The organism is Nocardia sp. NPDC004151, assembly GCF_042874235.1.
Classification (GTDB): Bacteria; Actinomycetota; Actinomycetes; order Mycobacteriales; family Mycobacteriaceae; genus Nocardia.
Genome location: NZ_JBIAMR010000003.1, coordinates 1 through 17,528 on the forward strand (window position 1 = coordinate 1; position 17,528 = coordinate 17,528).

Below are 17,528 nucleotides of genomic sequence, written 5' to 3' on the forward strand. Positions count from 1 at the left end.
GGTGTAGGTGACTGGTACTAATAGGCCGAGGACTTACCAACAAAGAAGCTACGCGTCCACTGTGCAGTATCTGAAACAACACACAGATCACTGAGCAGACAGATCCGGATCCCGTTCGCGGGTGGAGGGTTTGGCTCTCTGTGTGACAGTTTCATAGAGTTACGGCGGCTATAGCGGTGGGGAAACGCCCGGTCCCATTCCGAACCCGGAAGCTAAGGCCACCTGCGCCGATGGTACTGCACTCGACAGGGTGTGGGAGAGTAGGACACCGCCGGAACATCATTCGCGAAGGCCCCCAGCTTATTAGCTGGGGGCCTTTGGCGTTTTTTTGGGAAGATCCTTGGGTGAGTTGGGATCTTGAAGAGCTCGTAGTCAGCCGTACATTGCGACTGCCCGATATCGAGGGGCCTGGCGGGGACGGCGTGGTCGCCACGAGGCAATTCGATGCGATATTGATGTCCGTGGGGTTCAAGCTCTCCGGGGAGCTCGTCGCGAGACTGTCGGGATCGGCCGCGGGGGCGGTGATCGATCTGGCGGTGCGGGTGTTGCCGATCGTGCGCCGGATGGCCGGCGCCCATGTCGAGCACAATGTGTATTTCAAGGACTTTCCGGCGAATGTGCCTGACACCGTGGAGTTCTGGACCGACCGCCTGCTGGCCGCGCTCGGCGATGAGTCGGCGGCTGCGGCGGTGTCCGAGGGTCTGGCGCAGGGGGTGTCGAACCTGCTCGCTCTTCCCGAATACGGGAGGTATCAGCACGGCTATGCCGACATGGTCGCGGCTCATGATGAGTTGATCGAGTCCGTGCGGGATCGGGTGACTGTCCTGCACCTTGGGGGGTCGCTCGAGGACGAGGTGTCCGCGCTCTACCTGTCCTTGGCCGGACGGGCTACGCCGCTCGGTGAGGAAGATCTGCCGATTCTTCGGGAGTTGGCGCTCCGCTGTGCGTCCGGCCCGCAACCGGAGTCGATTCCGGTGCGTGAGCACCGGGCGATCATCAACGAGGTTCGGCTCGCGGCGGGCGAGAAGCTGTTGGCCGACACCGTCACCGATGTGCTGCGCTTGGCGTGCCTGCTGTCGGACGGCGATGTGTCGCTGTCGACTCCCACGCGGTTCCGTTCGCTATCGCGGCGTTCGCGCCGTGGTCTGCTGGCGGCATTGGATGCGGTGATCGCGGATCAGCCGGCCAAACTGGGCGATGTGGTCGCGCGGCGGGAGGCGTGGAAGCGCCTGGGCGAGCGCCTGCATCCGCACGAGTTCCCGCAGTGGGAGCATGCCGCAACGGTTTTCGAGGTCGCGCGGGGTGAGCGGCGCGCCCGGTCGTTCGGGTCGCGGTTCGAGGCGTTGTTGGCGGTCGATGATGTTGTGGGTGCCGCACGGCTGTTGCGGGCGGCGCCCGGGTTGTTGTTCCGCTGTCTCGATCGCCTGTTGCGCATGGCCACAACGGATGCCGAGCGGGAAGCGGTGCTGGCCGCGGTCGAATCGACGATCGGTCTGGTGTCGGCCCGCGTGATCCTTTCCGTCCGTGAGCATGTGGACAACCGCGACGGTGTCGCGCAGCGGGTGTTCACGAACCGTCTGGGCCGCGGCCGGGTACAGCCGGATGGCCGGGCACCGATCGACGCGAATATCCTCGATCGCTTGCGCGTACTGCTGGACGTAGAACTGAAGCGCCGCCTGCCCGCCCCAGCCCGGCTGGTGATCGATCCGGACGCCGTCGATATCGCGCTCCCTCTGGGCGGCAAGGCGATCAGCGGTGGCCTGGGTGTGCTGCCGCGCGGTTCGGTGTCGCCGGTGTACGGCGAGCGACTCCGATTCTTCGTCTACTGGCGAGAACGGAACGCGGGCACCGATTTCGACCTTTCCGCGCTACTGCTCGATGAGGATTACGAGCTGGATGGCCGGCTGTCCTACACCAATCTGACCGACGTGGGTGGCGTGCACTCCGGCGACATCACCTCGGCCCCCGAGGGCGCGTCGGAGTTCATCGAGCTGGATCTGGACAAGGTGGTCGCGCACGCGATCGTGCCGCAGGTGAATGTCTACTCCGGGGAGGGCTTCGACGAGGTAGCCGAGTCGTTCTTCGGCTTCATGCTCCGGGATGGTGACCAGCGGGGCCTGCCCTACGAGCCGCGCACCGTGCGCATGAAGTCGGATCTGCGCGGTGCGGGGCGCGTCGCGTTGCCGCTGGTCTTCTTCCGGGCGCCGTCCGGGGAGTGGCGGGTGAAGTGGCTGCACCTGAATCTACGAGGTGCGCCGGCGTTCAATGCCGTGGAGAACAACCAGGTTTCGGCGTCGGCGCTCGCGCGCGCTGTGATCGATCGCAGATACCTGACCCTCGCGTACCTCGCGCGACTCATGGCCGAGGAGGTAACCCTGTGGGACGGGCGGTCTTTCGACGAGCCGGTCATGTTCATCGGCCTGACGCGCCCGGAGGGCTTGCCGGAGGGGTCGCGGGTGTTCACGCCGGAGAATCTGAGCGACCTGATCCCGGCTTGACTGCTACCGTGATGTCCGGCGAGGCCATGGGGGAGCTTCCTTCTAATCGAATTCAGCTCTTCCGCTTTCCTTGCCGCCCGAGGCCCCCGGCTGATCGCCGGGGGCCTCGGCATTTCGCCACCCGGACACCGACGAGAGCAGTGCTCTTGACTTGGATCGCACGATAGATGATCATTGTTCAAAATAGAGAGCACTGATCTCGGAGTAGCTATGATCGCCACCGTCTGGTCCATCCTCAACTTCACCCTCGCCTTCGTCTTCGAGCTGGTTGCCGTTGGTGCACTGGCCTATTGGGGTGTGCGGACCGGCCGCAGCCGTGTCGCGAAGATCCTGCGGGGGGCCGGCATGGCTGTCGCGGCCATGGTGCTGTGGGGGTTGTTCGCGGCTCCGGAGGCGAGCTTCTCGATTCCGATGGCCGCGGTGGCCACCAAGGTTCTGGTCTTCGGTAGTGCGGCTGCCGCGCTCTGGCAGCTGGGGTATCGGAGGCTCGCGGTCGCCTTCCCGCTGCTCGTGGTCGCGAACCTGGCGGCGATCCACCTCGGGCATCTGTCGATGTGAAATTCACGCGACACCGCGGGTATCGCCCGGATACGGTCACACCATGATTTCTTTGCCGGCTCGGTGCCGGCTGCGCGGCCGTATCGAGTAGCCCGGGAGTGTCGTCTCCGTCCGGGGGAATCGCGCTGTTCTGTTCCTGATCAGCACGAAGGACGGATGACCGTGCGTACCAATGTTTCTCGGCAAGATCTGGCTGTCGTTCGCAATCTGGGGATTCTCGCGCATGTGGATGCGGGGAAGACCACGGTGACCGAGCGGATGCTCTTCCTCACCGGTATCACCCACAAGCGCGGCGAGGTGCACGACGGCACCACCGTGACCGATTTCGATCCGCAGGAACGGGATCGGGGCATCACGATCTTCGCGGCCGCCGTGAGTTGCGAGTGGGCCGGGCACCGGTTCACCGTCATCGATACCCCCGGGCACGTCGACTTCTCCGATGAGGTCGAGCGCTCGCTGCGGGTATTGGATGGCGCCGTAGCGGTTTTCGACGCCGTCGCGGGGGTGGAGCCGCAAAGCGAGTCGGTGTGGCGGCGGGCGGATCGCTACGGGGTGCCGCGGATCGCGTTCGTCAACAAGATGGATCGCGCCGGGGCGGACCTGGCGGCCGCGGTGGCCTCGATTCGCGCACGGCTGCATCCGGTTCCGCTGCTCGTTCAGCTGCCGGTGTTCGCCGGTGCGGATTTCGCCGGTGTGGTGGATCTTGTTCGCCTGCGTGAACTCAGGTGGGAGAACGGGTTCGCGGAGGGGCCGATCCCGGCTGATCTGGCGGACCCGGTGGCCCAGGCCCGCCGGGAGCTGGAAGAGGCGGTGGCGGAGCGGAGTACGGCGGCGCTCGAGGAGTTCGTCGAGCACTCCGCGCTGTCCGCGGACACCCTGACCGCCGCGCTGCGGGAGCTCACGCTCTTCGGTGAGGTGGTGCCGGTGCTGTGCGGCGCGGCCTATCGCGATATCGGTATCGAGCCCCTGCTCGACGCCGTGGCCGCGTACCTGCCGTCGCCACTGGACCGGCCCGCGGTCGGGAGTGGCGACGGCGCCCGCGCGGCGGATCCGGCGGAACCGTTGGCGGCCCTGGCGTTCAAGGTGCATGCCACGCCGACGGGTCGGCTCACGTTCGTCCGCGTGTACTCCGGTGTGCTCCGCAAGGGTGACGTCGTGCTGGACGCGGGCGCGGGTCGTCGCGAGCGGATCGCCCGCATTCTGCGGGTGCAGGCGGACCGGCACGCGGAGGTGGAGGTCGCGCAGGCCGGCGACATCGTCGCGCTGGTCGGCCCGAAGGCCATGCGGGTCGGTGCGACCCTGTGCGCGCCCGAGGCCCCCGTGCTGCTGGAACCCCCGGCTCCGACCGAGCCGGTGGTGTCGGTGGCGGTGGAGGTGAAGTCCGGTGCGGACCTCGAGAAGCTGGCGGTGGCGCTGGCCCGGCTCGCCGAGGAGGACCCGTCGCTCACGGTGCGGACCGATCCGGAGACCGGGCAGACGCTGCTGGCCGGACTGGGCGAGCTGCATCTGGAGGTCGCGGTGGAGAAGCTGCGCCGGGACCGCGGGCTGGCGGTGACGGTCGGGCGGCCGCAGGTGGCGTACCGGGAGACCGTGGTGCGCGGCGTGCGGGGCTTCACCTACCGGCACGCCAAGCAGGACGGCGGTTCCGGACAGTGGGCGCACATCGTGTTCGATGTGCGGCCGCTCAACGAATCCGAGCCCGGGGCCACGGGATTCGAGTTCGAGTCCACGGTGGTGGGCGGCCGGGTGCCGGCCGAGTTCGTGCGCGCGGTCGAGGCCGGGTGCCGGGACGCGCTGGCCGAGGGCCCGCTGGCCGGTCATCCGGTCACCGGTGTCCGGGTCACGCTGACCGACGGTGCGACGCACTCGAAGGATTCGTCGGAGCTGGCCTTCCGGACCGCAGGCCGCCTGGGGCTGCGGGAAGCCTTGCGCGCCAGTGTGATGGCCGTGCTGGAGCCGCTGGCGGAGCTGACCGTCACCGTGCCGGAGGACGGTGTCGGCGGGGTGCTCGGTGACCTGGCGGCCCGGCGTGGCCGGGTCACGGGTTCGGTTGCGCGGACCGGCACGGTGGTCGTGACGGCCACGGTCCCGCTGGCCGAGTTGTTCGGCTACGCAACGCGTTTGCGTAGTCGCACGCAGGGCCGGGGCACGTTCACGACGCGCCCGCTGGGCTACGCCCTCGCGCCGTAGCGGCGGGTGACCGGGGCTCGGTGACGGCGGCATTTCGATGCCGTTCGTCGCCGGGCCCCGTGTCATGGGTGGCAGTCGGTCACGCCCGAGGGGTTGATTGTTGTCGCGACTACAGTTACTGTTGTCGCAACAACAGAGTTTCCCGACAGGAGACGACGATGATGTACTCGTTCACCGAAGAGGCCGTGATCACCGGCGATCTGGACCGCATCTGGGCGGTCGCCACCGATGTCGACCGCTGGTCGGAATGGGACCCGCACGAGGAGAAGTCCCGCATCGACGGCGAGTTCGCGGCCGGCACCACGGGGTGGGTGAAGCCGAAGGGAGCCCCGGCCGGGCCGTTCACTATCGTGGCCGTGGAGCCGCGACAGTCGTGGACCAGTGAGGCGGGCATCCCTTTCGGGAAGCTGCGCGGTCACCGCACCTACGAGCCGCTCGGCGACGGCACGGTTCGGGTGGCCGAGCACGTCGAGGTGCACGGGCCGATGGGCCCGCTGTTCAAGCTGATCTGGGAGAAGGGCATGCGCGCGGACATGCCGCTGACCTTCGCCGCATTGGAACAGGAGGCACGACGGCGTGGCTGAACCACGGGGACCGCTGATGAGTCCGGGCTTCTGGCTGCACCACGCCGCCCTGGAGTGGCGGGCGACGCTGGAACGCAATCTGCGCGCGCTCGGGCTCACCCCCACCCAGTTCAACCTGCTGGCCTCGGCCGGCTGGCTGGGCCGGGCGAGGGAGCTGCCGACGCAGCAGCAGGTGGCCGACATGTCGGGCGCGGATCGGATGATGGCGTCCAAGGTGATTCGCGGCCTCGAGGAGCGCGGCCTGCTGGCGCGGCGCGCCGACCCGGCCGACGCTCGGGTGCTGCGCATCGAACTCACCACCGAGGGCCGGGAATTGGCGAGCCGGGGCGTGCGGATCGCCGTCGACACCGACGAGCAGCTCTTCGGCGCGGACGGTGACCTGCTGCGCGAGCACCTGAAACCGATTGCCGCGCACCGGCTGCCGAACTGACGCCGCCGCTCTTGGCTGGCGCCCACCAGGGCAGATCACGGGAGCGCGGCATCGAACCGCAGAGTGCTGCCGCGGCGCTGGCGGACCTCGAGCACGAGTTCGGCGATCCTTCTCCGCGCGCCGAAGCCATCCGTGCGGGCCGTCTATATGGCTGCCCTCGGGCGGTCAGCCCTTGACCAGGATGGCCCGGGTGTAGAGCAGCGCGAAGCCTTGGCGCTGGACGTTCTGCTGGGATTTGGAACCGGGCTGGGTGGTGACCACCGCGATGTCGCAGCCGGCCGTGGCCGCCTCGGCGAGGCGAGCCGACAGCAGCGACGATTGCACGCCGTGCCGCCGATGCGCGGGATGGGTTGCCGCGCCGGTGAGTTGGGCGACGCCGCCGGACATGCGCAGGCTCGCGCCGCCCGCCACGTCGCCGTCGCGCCGGGCGAGATACCGATGGACGCCCGCCGCGCAGGTCAGGTCGCGCATGGCGCGGGCGATGATGTCGGCCGGGAATTCCTCATGGGAGGCGACGCCCTGGGTGTCGGGGTGGGCGAAGCCGTCCGCGACCACGGTGAGCCAGATGTCGAATTCGTCTTCGCCGCTGGGCGTCACCTCGACACCCGGCGCGACGTCCGCCGTGCGGGGCGCGCCCAGTTCGCGGCCGAGCACGTTCTCGAACGACACCAGCCGGTACCCGCGGCCGGTGAGCAGTTCCCCGATGCCGGGATCGCCGAGCTGGGAGACCTCGGCCTGCACGGGCGTCTTGCGAGCCGCGAACAGCCGCTCGATCTCGTCGAGTTCGGCCTCGTCGGGAATCCCCGCGAAGCCGAGTCCGGCGATCTTGTTCAGCGGTGACCCGTCCTCGGCGAAGGACGCGACCCCGCCCGCGAGGGGGATCACGAAGCCGGTGTCCGGTTCGAGCCGGGCCGCGGCGGCCGCGCTGCCCTTGGCCATCAGCTCGGTTTCCACCCGCTCGACGCGGGCGGCCAGCTCGCTCCCGCAGAACAGCGTTCCCTCATCGCTCGGCATGGGTCGAGCCTAGGTCGCGAATCGGTGGCCGCGCCTCTGATTTTCGCTGTGCCGCCCGCCGCGGTGGGCGGTTGCCGGGGTCACATCGTGGCGGTCGAGGCGGGGGGCGGGGACGGGCGGGCCGTAGGGTCGGGGCGTGGCTGTTGATGATTCGAGCGGTTCCGCCGGTGGTCTGGTGGTCGGGTTCGACCTGGATATGACGCTGATCGATTCGCGGCCTGGAATCGCCGCGGTGTGGGACGCGGTGGCCACCAGGACCGGGGTGGCGATCGATTCGGAGCTGGTGGTGTCGCGGCTGGGTCCGCCGCTGGCGCACGAGGCGGCGCAGTGGTTCCCGGAGCACGAGGTGCCGGGCGTGGTGGCCATGTACCGGGAGATGTATCCGGAGCTGGCGGTGCACGCGTCGGACCATCTGCCCGGTGTGGTGGACGCGCTGGCGGCGGTGCACGAGGCCGGGGGCCGGGTGCTCGTGATCACCGCGAAGAACGGGCCGCACGCGCAATTGCATCTGGACCATCTGGGGCTGGCGGTCGACGAACTGGTCGGTGGCGCCTGGGCGGAGGAGAAGGGGGAGGTGCTGCTCCAGCGCGGCGCCTCGATCTATGTGGGTGACCATCTCGGTGACGTGCGCGCGGCCAAGGTGGCGGACGCGACCTCGGTGGCGGTGACCACCGGACCGTATGCGGCCGAGGAGTTGTCGGCGGCCGGCGCGGATGTGGTGCTGCGCGACTTGACCGAGTTCCCGGCCTGGCTGACCGCGCATCTGGCGTAGGCGCTAGCGGCGGCCTCGGCGGGGGCCGATGCGGCCGCAGGGCGATTCGCGGGGGTGACAGGGGATTTCCCGGCGGGGGCGACGCTCCTGCGGGGGCAATTCGCGGGGGTGACAGGGGATTTCCCGGCGGTGGGGCCGGGTGGCTTTTGGCATCAGGGTGATTCGAACGGTGTCGGCCGCCGGTTGTCACGGCTACCTTTCTGGACACGGTCACGAGTATCAGCGTTTTTCGAGCCCCGGCTCGCTGATCGGCAACCCTCGCGTGGGCGGTGGGGTGCCCCGGGTGACGACCAGGCGATGTCCGCCCGGGCATCGCAAGCGCCAGACCGCGCCCTTCGCGTCGCGGTCGTGTCCCCATGCCCGGCCGCGTGCCGGTGCGCGAATGTAGAGGTAGCAATGAGCAGGATCTGGTCCCGGTCGCGTGTTCTCCGGGTCGCGGTGGGTGTCGGTGCGGCGGCTCTGGTCGTGGGATCGGCGACGGCCTGCGGCGGCCGCGACTCGTCCGGAAGTGGTTCGGACACGGTGTATTTCGGAGTGTCCGGTCCGAAGACGGGCGGCTCGGCCGAGTACGGCCGGCTCTGGCAGCAGGGGTTCGACCTGGCGCTGGACGAGATCAACGCCGCAGGCGGGATCGACGGCAAGAAGGTCGCGCTGAAGTGGGAGGATTCGCAGTCGGATCCGAAACAGACGGTGCCGATCGCCACCAAGTTCGTCGGCGACCAGTCGATCATCGCCGAGCTGGGCGACTTCTCCTCGCCCGCCTCCATCGCCGCCTCGCCGGTGTACAACCGCGGCAAGCTGGTGCAGTACGGATTCACCAACTCCTCGGTGGATTTCACCAAGGGCGGCGACTATTCGTGGAGCCCGTCGATCACCTTGGACGTGTTCCAGGAGCGCAATGCCGAATGGGTGAAGTCCAAGGCCAAGAAGGTTTCGGTGGTGTATCTCGAAACCGACTGGGGTAAGCAGGCTTTCAAGTTCTTCGAGCAGTTCGCCAAGGAGAAGGGCATCGAGATCGCCTACGCCTCGCCGATTCTGCCGGACTCGCAGGACTTCCGGCCGGTGCTGATCAAGGGCCGCGACGCCAACCCGGACGCCTTCGTGCACCTGGGTTACGGGCCGGACGGCGCGCTGGTGGTCAAGCAGCTGCGTGACGTCGGGTTCACCGGGCAGTTCTTCGGTGGCCAGAACACCCCGCAGTTCATCGATCTGGCGGGCACCGCGGCCGAGGGCGACATCGTGAACGGCGTGTTCACCCCGTCGGATCCGAGCCCGAAGATCCAGAGCTTCGTCACCAAGTTCAAGGCCAAGTTCAACACCGACCCGGGCGACTTCAATGTCTACGCCTACGACGCCCTCAACGTGCTGGTGAAGGCCGCCAAGGAAGGCGGGGCGACCCGCGAGGGCGTGCTGAAGGGCCTGCGCGAGGTCAAGGACTTCGATGGAATCGGTCTGGGTACCTTCGCCTTCGATCAGCAGACCCGCCGCCCGAGCGGTGTGAAGCCGATCGAACTGGTGCTGCAGAACGGCAAATTCGTGCCGGTCGGAAGCAAGAAGTAGATGTTCGACACGCTCATCGCGGGTCTGGTCCACGGCAATGCGTACGCGCTGATCGCCGTGGGCATCACCCTGATCTTCGGGGTCAGCAATGTCATCAACTTCGCGCACGGTGCGATCTTCGCGTTCGGTTCGGTGCTGGGCTGGTGGCTGATCGCCCAGCACGGGGTGCCGTGGTGGGCGGCGCTGATCGTGGTGGTGGCGGTGACGGCGCTGGTCGGCGTGGCCATCGATGTGCTGGCGGTGCGGCCGCTGCGCCGCGCCCCGGCCATCGCCGCGCTGCTGGCGACGGTGGCGGTGGGGCTGATCATCGAGAACGTGGTCGCCCTGGTGTTCGGTCCGGATACCCGGCCATTCCCACAGGTGCTGTCCACCAACAATTTTCAGGTGGGCGGGGTGCGGTTCGGCACTTCGGACGTGGTCATGTTCGCCATCACTCTCATCGTGATGGCGGGGCTGTGGGCGTTCCTGCGGTTCAGTCGCCACGGCCTGGCCATTCGCGCCACCGCGCAGGATCCGGACGCTGCCGCGCAGATGGGTATCGGGGTCGGCCGGGTGCAGTCGCTGGCCTTCGCCATCGCCTCCGGGCTGGGTGGCCTGGCGGGCATCTTCGTCGGCCTCTACAACTCGAACATCTCACCGACCAGCGGCGGCATCGTCGGCATGACGGGGTTCGTGGCGGCCACCATCGGCGGGCTGGGCTCGATTCCAGGCGCGGTCGTCGGCGGATTCGTGCTCGGCCTGGTGGAGGCGTTCGGCATCTATTGGTTCGGTGACGGCTATCGGGATCTGATCACCTTCGGCCTGCTGGTGATCTTCCTGGTGCTGCGGCCGGGCGGCCTGCTGGCCCGGCCGCCCGCCATCGAATCCGAGCCGATGACCGGCACCTTCCTCGGCTCCGGCCGGGAACTGCGGGTGCGCTGGTGGCATGCGCTGATCGCGTTCGCCATTGCGGGCGTGGCGATTCCGCTCGTCGCGGACGACTACGGCATCTCGGTGGGCACCCAGATCCTGGCCTACGCCATCATCGCGGTCTCGATGACGCTGGTGGCCGGGTCGGCCGGGCAGCTGGCCATCGGGCAGGCGGGGCCGATCGCCATCGGCGCGTACACCTCGGCGGTGCTGACGGTGTCGCACGGCTGGGCCTTCCTGCCGGCCATCGTGGCCGCGGGGATCGTCGCTGCGGTGGCATCCTCGGTGCTGGCCGCGCCGCTGTGGCGGCTGGGCGGTCACTATGTGGCCATCGCGACGCTGGGCATCGGCATCGTGACGGTGGCGATCATTCGCAACTGGGAGTCGGTGACCCGCGGCAGCTACGGCATCTTCGGGATCCCCGCGCCCAGCCTGTTCGGCTACGAATTCACCACGCACACCCAGGTTTTCCGGCTCGAGCTGGCAGTGCTGGCCGTCGTGGTGGCGGTCGTCGTCGGCGTGCAGCGGTCCCGCCTCGGCACCGCCATCCGGGCCATCGGGGCCGACGAGGTGGCGGCGCGCTCGGCGGGTGTGCCGGTGCGCGACTACAAGGCGCTGGCCTTCGCGGTGGCGGCGTTCTTCTCCGGCATCGGCGGTGCGCTGCTCGCGCACCAGTACTCCTACATCGATCCGACGGTGTTCAACCTGCCGATGTCGCTGCTGGTGGTGACCATCCTGGTGCTGGGCGGCACGGCGTCGCCGTACGGCGCGGTGCTGGGCGCGGCGGTGCTGATCGGGGTGCCGGAGGTGCTGCGGCTCGCGCCGTCGTGGCGAATCGTGTTGTACGGCTTGGTGTTGCTGCTGGTGGTGCGGTTCCGGCCGCAGGGAATTCTGGTGAGGAGGGATCGTGTCGTCGGAAAAGAACAGAGCTCTGGAAACAAGCCCAGCCCGGTCGGTGCCTGACTCCGCCGAGGCGGTGCTCACCGTCACCGGCCTACGGCGCGCCTTCGGTGGCGTGCAGGCCGTGGACGGGGTCGAATTCTCGATCGCGCCCGGCGAATTCGTCTCGATCATCGGGCCCAACGGGTCCGGCAAGTCGACGACGGTCAACCTGATCTCGGGCGTGCTGAGGCCGGACGCCGGGGAAGTTCTGGTGCGTGGCAGGCGGATTCGTCCGGGTCGCCCGGAGGCGGCAGCCGCGGCGGGCATCGCGCGCACCTTCCAGAACGGCCGGGTGTTCGGCAATATGACCGTCCGCGAGAATATCGACGTCGGTCTCCAGCCGACCTTGCACGCCACCCGCCCGCTGCGCGCCCTGGCCGGTATTCCGGTGCTCAAATGGATTTCGCTGCTGGCCGAGCTGGGGGTGGCCCTGGTGCCGACTCCGGCGGCGCGCGCCGAACGACGCGCGTCGGCGGCCCGCATCGACGCCCAGCTGGCACGTTTCGAGGAACGGTTGGTCCCGCGCGCCGACCACCCCACCTACACCCTGTCCTACGCCAATCGCCGCCGCACCGAGATCGCTCGGGCGCTCGCGTCCGCGCCCGATCTGCTGTTGCTGGATGAACCGGCCGCGGGCATGAACCAGACCGAGACCGCGGAAATCGGCAGGCAGCTGGCCGAATTGAAGGCGCAGGGCCAGACCGTGCTGCTGGTCGAACACAAGATGGACCTGGTCCACGACCTCTCCGACCGGGTGCTGGTGCTGGACGAGGGCCGGATCATCGCGTCGGGCACGCCCGACGAGGTGCTCTCCGATCCCCGCGTCATCGAGGCGTACCTGGGCCGCAGCCGGGCCGGGGGAAAGGTGGCCGTCGATGTCTGAGTTCGACGAGAACGCTACGCCGATCCTGGAATTCGATCGCGTGGTGGTGCATTACGGGGCGTCTCGGGCCCTCGACGAGGTGTCGCTGACGGTCCGCCCCGGTGAGATCGTGTCCCTGCTCGGCGGGAACGCCTCCGGCAAGTCGACCACCATGAAAACCGCTCTCGGACTGTTGCATCCGAGTTCCGGCGCGGTCCGGATCGACGGCGTCGACGTGAGCGGCACCTCCGCGGCCACCCGGATCCGGGCCGGGCTGGCCTCGGTGCCGGAGGCGCGGCGCGTGTTCCCGGCCATGACCGTCGAGGAGAACCTCTTCGTCGGCGGCTACATCCGCAAGGAGCGGCGCGCGGTGCTGGCCGCGCGGGCCGCCGAGCTGTTCGAGCATTTCCCGCGACTGGCCGAGCGCCGGCTGCAACGGGCAGGGACCCTGTCCGGCGGGGAGCAGCAGATGCTGGCCTTCGCCCGCGCGCTCATGAGCAAACCCCGGCTGATCTGCATGGACGAGCCGACAATGGGACTGTCGCCGTTGTTCGTGGATCGGGTGCTGTCGGAGATCGCCCGGCTCAATCGGGAACTGGGCCTGGCCATCCTGATCGTGGAACAGCAGGCGGAGCTGGCCCTGAGCATCGCGCACACCGCCAATGTGCTGCGCACGGGGCGGATCGTGCTGCACGGCCCGGCCGCGGACCTGGTCGGCGATCCGGCCGTCCGCGATGCCTACCTAGGAAAGGTGACGACATGACCGCGCGACGCCTGGGCTTCTTCACCCGCCTGGTCCGCACCGACCCGGCCGAGGCCGCGGCCGGCGTGTACCGGCAGGCCCTGGACCAGATCGAACTGGCCGAACGGCTCGGCTACGACACCGCCTGGGTGGCGCAGCACCACCTGGATCCGGCGGAGGGCGGGCTGCCGTCGCCGTTCGTGTTCCTGGCGCACGTGGCCGCCCGGTTCCCGCGGATCCGGGTCGGGACCGCCATCGTGACGCTGGCGCTGGAGGACCCGATCCGGGTCGCCGAGGACGCGGCGGTGCTGGACGAACTGTCCGGCGGGCGGCTGGAACTCGGCTTCGGCGCGGGCGGGTCCCGGCACGCCTTCGAACTGTTCGAGGCGGCCGATCTCGACCGGCAGCGGCTGTACGCGGACAAACTCGCCAAGGTCACCGCCGCGTTGGCGGGAACGCCGTTGATCGGGGATCGGGGGCTGAATCCGCCCGCGCCCGGACTGCGGGACCGGCTGTGGCAGGCCACCTTCTCGGCCGCAGGCGCGGCGCGCGCCGGCCGCGCGGGCGACGGACTGCTGCTGTCGAAGGCGCAGCCGCGGGATCCGGCCGCGCCCGCGGCCACTCTGTGGGAGATCCAGCAGCCACTGGTCGACGCCTATCTCGACGCGCTGCCGCCGGGCGTGGAACCGCGAATCGGCGCGTCCCGGGGCGTTTTCGTGGCCGACGACCACGCCGCGGCCCGGGCCCTGGCCGAGCGCGGCGCGGCCCGGTTCCTCGATCAGCTGGGTCGCAACGGCGGGCCGGAGGTGGCCGATTCGGTCGCCGAGGTGCTGCGCGACATCTACTTCGGCACGCCCGACGAGGTGGTGGAGCAGCTCGCCGCCGACGTGGCGCTGCGGCACGCCACCGATTTCATCGTGCAGGTCCACCCGGTCGACCCGGGCCACGCCGCCACCCTGCGCTCCATCGAACTCATCGCCACCAAGGTTGCCCCGCAACTGGGTTGGCGACCCGACGAAAGGACTTCCTCGTGACCGAAGCGACCGCCGCCGTCGAGGTGGCGCCACTCGCCCCGGCCGAACCCGAGGCGGACCGGTCCGCCGATGTCATCGATGCCGTACTCGGCCCACGCGCGGACGCGGTCCGGGCGCTGCGGGCGACACGCCCGGCGGTGATCGCGCATACGCAGGGGGTGTACGAGGCGTTGCTGAACGGTCCGGCGGCCGCGACCGTCGGGCGGGACCGGCTGATCGCGGCGGCGGTGGCGGTGGCGGAGCTGGCGGGCGCGCCCGAGCTGGCGGCGCATTACGCCGGACTGGGAACGGCTCCGGCCGAGGGGGATCCGGTGCTGGCCGCCATTCTCCGGCACGCCGCGCGGGTCACGACCGCGCCCGCCGCCATCACCCGCGCGGATATCGATGCCCTGGGCGCGGCCGGGCTGTCCGAGCGCGACATCGTCACGGTGGCGCAGCTCATCGGATTCGTGCACTTCCAGGTCCGGCTGCTGGCCGGCCTCACACTGATCGGAGCAGACCATGAGTGAGCGGGGCGTGAGCGAGGTGCGCAGCGTCGAAAACGGACGCCGCCCAACGGGATTCACCCAGGACCAGCTGGACTGGGTGCCGTGGGTGGAACCCATCCTGCTGGCCGATGCCGATGAGTTGCAGAAACCCCTGCTGGAGGGCGATCGCGGGATCGGGCCGTACTTCCGGCTACTCGCGCGCAACCCGGAGGTGCTGGCGCATCGCAGTGGCAACGACAAAGAGATCTTCTACGGTCGAGGTGGATTGACCCGCGCGGAGCGCGAACTCGCGGCGACCGTTACCTCCCGGCACAATGGGTGCGAGTACTGCGCCTCCGTTCATTCACGTTTCACATCTGCGTTGTCCAAGCGGCCCGGGGATGTTCAGCGGTTGCTGGACGAAGGCAACGAAGTGCGGATCGACGAAAGGTGGGACGCGGTCATCGATTTCGTGGACGCCCTCGCCGCGAACCCGCCCCGAGCCACCACCGGCCACCTGAACCGCTTGCGGCAGTTGGGTTTCGACGCCGCGGAGCTGCAGGATCTGGTGTTGTCGGCGGCTTCGTTCTCGTGGGCCAACCGCCTGATGCTCACCCTCGGGGAGCCTGAGGTGCCCGCGTAATCCATTGCTCTGTCGAGGTGGTTCCAGAAAGTTCATCCGCAATCTTCCCTCCTGGGGTATCGGCTCGGTATCGTCGCGAGGGCAAACAGTCAGTGACAACACTGGCAATCGTTCGGATCGGAGCACCACCATGGCGAACTTCCTTTCGGATGTTCTTTCTCAGACCCTGTTCAAGCTGCTGGCTACCGGTTCGGCGAGCCTTTCGGCCAAGTAGCCACGCGAGCGCCATCTTTCGGCAACTGAACGGGTGTCGGAGTGATGCGGAAGGGCCCTCCCGCGGTTTCGGGGATCGGGCCCTTTTTCGTGTCCGGATTATCCGGCTACGGCAGGGGGTACTCCGCCCCTGCGCCGGGCTCCGGTGCTGGTCCGGCGGCGCGTCGCGAGGGGCGCTCAAATAAAACCTAAAAAGTTCCTCGAAAAGTATTCCGTCCAGTTCGCCTGCTCTGTATCGTGATGAACGGCAAACGATCAGTGACTTTCGGGTCAATGCGACATCGGCCCGCGAGTCTCTCCCCCCGGACCCGCGTACCGAACTCGGGACGGTTCCCCTGCCTATACCCACCGTCCCGGGTGCGTCGCATGGCCCAACATTGCTGAGCCAACTTTCGGCTAACGCGCGGTAAGTCGAAGGTTCAAACGAAGGGCCCGATCCATGACGAGGGGATCGGGCCCTTCGGTATTGTCTGGCGCAATGTCACAGGAAACGAACGCGGGAAGAATGTACGCCGGGCAGCCCGTAGAAGACCGGCAGCGGCAGCGTCGTGCGCGTTTTCTGGAGTCCGGGCTCACGGTGTTCGCGCGCGATGGATACGCCAATAGTTCCGTCGGAGCCATCTGCAAGGACGCCGGACTCTCCTCCAGACAGTTCTACGAGGAGTTCACCGGTCGCGAATCGCTGTTGCTCGAGCTCTACGAGCATATCGATCGCGAGTCGCGGGAAGCCGTGGCGGCCACCATCGCCGAGCACTCCGACGCCAGCGCCATCGACATCATCGACGCGGCGGTCCGCGCCTACATCGAGTCCATCGGACGCGATCCGCGCAAGGCCAGGGTCGCCCTCGTCGAGGTCGTCGGCGCGGGCCCCAAGGTGGAGAAGTTCCGCTTGGAGCTGCGCCGCGCCTGGGGCGCACTGCTGGCCAGCGCCGCCGAGGACGCGGCCCTGCACGGCGAGATCCCGCCCGGCGACTACGAAATGCGCGTGCTCGCCATCATCGGCGCGGTGAACTACGTGGTCGACGCCTGGAGCGGCTCGGATCCGCGCCAGCCGCTCGACGACGTCATCCAGGTGCTGCGCCGCATCATCATGGGCGCGGTCAGCGCCTGACCCGAAAACCAACCTTCCGACGCTCTTTCGCGCCCGTCCGCCTCGCGGACGGGCGCGAACTTTACGGGTAGCGTGCCGATCATGGAGGCTGCGCCGAACACGGGGACCGGGCCGAACCGGGGGACCGGGCCGAACATGGAGACGGTGCCGATCCAGCTGCCCGACGGGACCACGATCCCGGTGCGGCTGATTCCGGCGAAGGGCTCGCACCGGCATCCGATCACCGCCGACACGCCGCGGCCGGTGGTGGTGATCGCCCCCGGCCTCGGCGTGCCGGGGGAGTACTACTCGCTGTTCGGAATGCCGTTGGCGGCCCGGGGTTTCGATGTGGCGCTGCTGGAGATCCGCGGCAACGGCGGCGGACCCGCGATCGGACCGTCCCGCTACGGCTATCAGGACCTGGTGGCGGTGGACTTCCCGGCCATGTTCGAGGCGGTGCGCCTGCGCTTCCCCGACAGCACCCCGTACCTGCTCGGCCACAGCATGGGCGGTCAGCTGGGCGCCATGTACGCGTCCCGGATCCGGGGGCGGCTGGGCGGGCTCATCCTCATCGCGTCCGGCACCCCGCATTTCCGCGGGTACTCCGGGCTGGCCGCGGTCGGCAGCGCGGCGCTGTCGCTGACCGCCAATCTGGCCGGGTTCTGGCCGGGCGACACGGTCACGGCGGGCGGCTTCGGGCGGCAGTCCAAGGCGCTCATCGCCGATTGGGCGCGACTGGCCCGCACCGGCAGGTTCGAACCCGCCGGAGCCGATATCGACTACGAGGAGCGGATCGGGCGGCTGAAACTGCCGGTCCTGTCGATCACCATGACCGGTGATGAGCTGACCCCGCGCGGAGCTGCCCGGCAACTGCTGGCGAAAATGCCGCAGGCCGACATCACCACCTGGCACAACCCGGCCCCGCTCGGGCACAACGGCTGGATCAGCGATCCCGATTCCACCATCGACTATGTCGAAAAATGGCTGCGGGACCGCTGATTCGTCAGCGGATCGGGGGCG

At 68.7% G+C, this 17,528-nt stretch carries 16 protein-coding genes, 1 rRNA gene and 1 riboswitch; of the genes, 16 read left to right on the forward strand and 1 reads right to left on the reverse strand.

Features of this window, described 5'->3' with window-relative positions:
* Positions 1–160 precede the first annotated feature (160 nt).
* From rrf to ACFYTS_RS07465, 6 genes are all read left to right on the forward strand, one after another.
* Positions 161–277 (forward strand): 5S ribosomal RNA (rrf, locus tag ACFYTS_RS07440).
* Positions 278–461: 184 nt separating this feature from the next.
* Positions 462–2,498 (forward strand): TerD family protein, encoded by a 2,037-nt coding sequence (locus ACFYTS_RS07445; RefSeq protein ID WP_387302103.1) that lies wholly within the window; start codon positions 462–464, stop codon positions 2,496–2,498.
* A gap of 210 nt (positions 2,499–2,708) precedes the next feature.
* Positions 2,709–3,056, forward strand: coding sequence for a YrdB family protein (locus ACFYTS_RS07450; protein ID WP_387302105.1), 348 nt, complete (start codon positions 2,709–2,711; stop codon positions 3,054–3,056).
* Between the two features lie 156 nt (positions 3,057–3,212).
* Positions 3,213–5,246, forward strand: coding sequence for an elongation factor G (gene fusA / locus ACFYTS_RS07455; protein ID WP_387302107.1), 2,034 nt, complete (start codon positions 3,213–3,215; stop codon positions 5,244–5,246).
* 158 nt (positions 5,247–5,404) lie between these two features.
* Positions 5,405–5,830, forward strand: coding sequence for an SRPBCC family protein (locus tag ACFYTS_RS07460; RefSeq protein ID WP_387302109.1), 426 nt, complete (start codon positions 5,405–5,407; stop codon positions 5,828–5,830).
* Positions 5,823–6,260, forward strand: a complete 438-nt coding sequence (locus ACFYTS_RS07465) for a MarR family winged helix-turn-helix transcriptional regulator (protein WP_387302111.1) — start codon at positions 5,823–5,825, stop codon at positions 6,258–6,260. Before ACFYTS_RS07460 ends, ACFYTS_RS07465 begins: the two co-directional genes overlap by 8 nt.
* 165 nt (positions 6,261–6,425) lie before the next feature.
* Here the strand turns inward: ACFYTS_RS07465 and ACFYTS_RS07470 are convergent, their stop codons facing one another.
* Positions 6,426–7,253, reverse strand: a complete 828-nt coding sequence (locus tag ACFYTS_RS07470) for a GNAT family N-acetyltransferase (protein WP_387302828.1) — start codon at positions 7,251–7,253, stop codon at positions 6,426–6,428.
* A gap of 157 nt (positions 7,254–7,410) precedes the next feature.
* On the opposite strand from ACFYTS_RS07470, the gene ACFYTS_RS07475 reads away from it, so the two are divergent.
* The 10 genes from ACFYTS_RS07475 to ACFYTS_RS07520 all read left to right on the forward strand — a co-directional run bounded on the left by ACFYTS_RS07475 (position 7,411) and on the right by ACFYTS_RS07520 (position 17,507).
* Positions 7,411–8,046 carry an HAD family hydrolase gene (locus ACFYTS_RS07475; RefSeq protein ID WP_387302113.1) on the forward strand — a complete coding sequence of 212 codons (636 nt, stop codon included), beginning with the start codon at positions 7,411–7,413 and terminating at the stop codon, positions 8,044–8,046.
* 208 nt (positions 8,047–8,254) lie between these two features.
* Positions 8,255–8,373: riboswitch (SAM riboswitch) on the forward strand.
* Between the two features lie 69 nt (positions 8,374–8,442).
* Positions 8,443–9,606, forward strand: coding sequence for an ABC transporter substrate-binding protein (locus tag ACFYTS_RS07480; RefSeq protein ID WP_387302115.1), 1,164 nt, complete (start codon positions 8,443–8,445; stop codon positions 9,604–9,606).
* Entirely contained in the window at positions 9,607–11,478 is a 1,872-nt protein-coding gene (locus ACFYTS_RS07485; RefSeq protein WP_387302117.1) for an ABC transporter permease, read from the forward strand.
* The gene (locus ACFYTS_RS07490) at positions 11,471–12,340 is read left to right on the forward strand and encodes an ABC transporter ATP-binding protein (protein ID WP_387302119.1); all 870 of its coding nucleotides are present in this window, start codon (positions 11,471–11,473) and stop codon (positions 12,338–12,340) included. The genes ACFYTS_RS07485 and ACFYTS_RS07490 overlap by 8 nt, the downstream gene beginning before the upstream one ends.
* Positions 12,333–13,082: an ABC transporter ATP-binding protein gene (locus tag ACFYTS_RS07495; protein WP_357282017.1), complete on the forward strand. Its 750-nt coding sequence runs from the start codon at positions 12,333–12,335 to the stop codon at positions 13,080–13,082. The genes ACFYTS_RS07490 and ACFYTS_RS07495 overlap by 8 nt, the downstream gene beginning before the upstream one ends.
* Positions 13,079–14,095, forward strand: a complete 1,017-nt coding sequence (locus ACFYTS_RS07500; protein ID WP_387302121.1) for a putative FMN-dependent luciferase-like monooxygenase — start codon at positions 13,079–13,081, stop codon at positions 14,093–14,095. The genes ACFYTS_RS07495 and ACFYTS_RS07500 overlap by 4 nt, the downstream gene beginning before the upstream one ends.
* Positions 14,092–14,604: a hypothetical protein gene (locus tag ACFYTS_RS07505; protein ID WP_387302123.1), complete on the forward strand. Its 513-nt coding sequence runs from the start codon at positions 14,092–14,094 to the stop codon at positions 14,602–14,604. The genes ACFYTS_RS07500 and ACFYTS_RS07505 overlap by 4 nt, the downstream gene beginning before the upstream one ends.
* A complete protein-coding gene (locus ACFYTS_RS07510; RefSeq protein WP_387302125.1) occupies positions 14,597–15,205 on the forward strand; it encodes a peroxidase-related enzyme in 609 nt (202 codons plus the stop codon). Before ACFYTS_RS07505 ends, ACFYTS_RS07510 begins: the two co-directional genes overlap by 8 nt.
* A 691-nt stretch (positions 15,206–15,896) precedes the next feature.
* Positions 15,897–16,529, forward strand: coding sequence for a TetR/AcrR family transcriptional regulator (locus tag ACFYTS_RS07515; RefSeq protein ID WP_357090781.1), 633 nt, complete (start codon positions 15,897–15,899; stop codon positions 16,527–16,529).
* 135 nt (positions 16,530–16,664) lie between these two features.
* Positions 16,665–17,507: an alpha/beta fold hydrolase gene (locus ACFYTS_RS07520; RefSeq protein ID WP_387302830.1), complete on the forward strand. Its 843-nt coding sequence runs from the start codon at positions 16,665–16,667 to the stop codon at positions 17,505–17,507.
* The last annotated feature ends 21 nt before the right edge of the window (positions 17,508–17,528 follow it).

Excerpts from the sequence above, each read along its gene's own strand:
- ACFYTS_RS07450 (WP_387302105.1), top strand. The coding sequence starts at position 2,709 with ATGATCGCCACCGTCTGGTCCATCCTCAACTTCACCCTCGCCTTCGTC.
- ACFYTS_RS07495 (WP_357282017.1), top strand. The coding sequence starts at position 12,333 with ATGTCTGAGTTCGACGAGAACGCTACGCCGATCCTGGAATTCGATCGC.
- ACFYTS_RS07485 (WP_387302117.1), top strand. The coding sequence starts at position 9,607 with ATGTTCGACACGCTCATCGCGGGTCTGGTCCACGGCAATGCGTACGCG.
- ACFYTS_RS07515 (WP_357090781.1), top strand. The coding sequence starts at position 15,897 with ATGTCACAGGAAACGAACGCGGGAAGAATGTACGCCGGGCAGCCCGTA.
- ACFYTS_RS07480 (WP_387302115.1), top strand. The coding sequence starts at position 8,443 with ATGAGCAGGATCTGGTCCCGGTCGCGTGTTCTCCGGGTCGCGGTGGGT.
- fusA (WP_387302107.1), top strand. The coding sequence starts at position 3,213 with ATGACCGTGCGTACCAATGTTTCTCGGCAAGATCTGGCTGTCGTTCGC.
- ACFYTS_RS07520 (WP_387302830.1), top strand. The coding sequence starts at position 16,665 with ATGGAGACGGTGCCGATCCAGCTGCCCGACGGGACCACGATCCCGGTG.
- ACFYTS_RS07510 (WP_387302125.1), top strand. The coding sequence starts at position 14,597 with ATGAGTGAGCGGGGCGTGAGCGAGGTGCGCAGCGTCGAAAACGGACGC.
- ACFYTS_RS07460 (WP_387302109.1), top strand. The coding sequence starts at position 5,405 with ATGATGTACTCGTTCACCGAAGAGGCCGTGATCACCGGCGATCTGGAC.
- ACFYTS_RS07500 (WP_387302121.1), top strand. The coding sequence starts at position 13,079 with ATGACCGCGCGACGCCTGGGCTTCTTCACCCGCCTGGTCCGCACCGAC.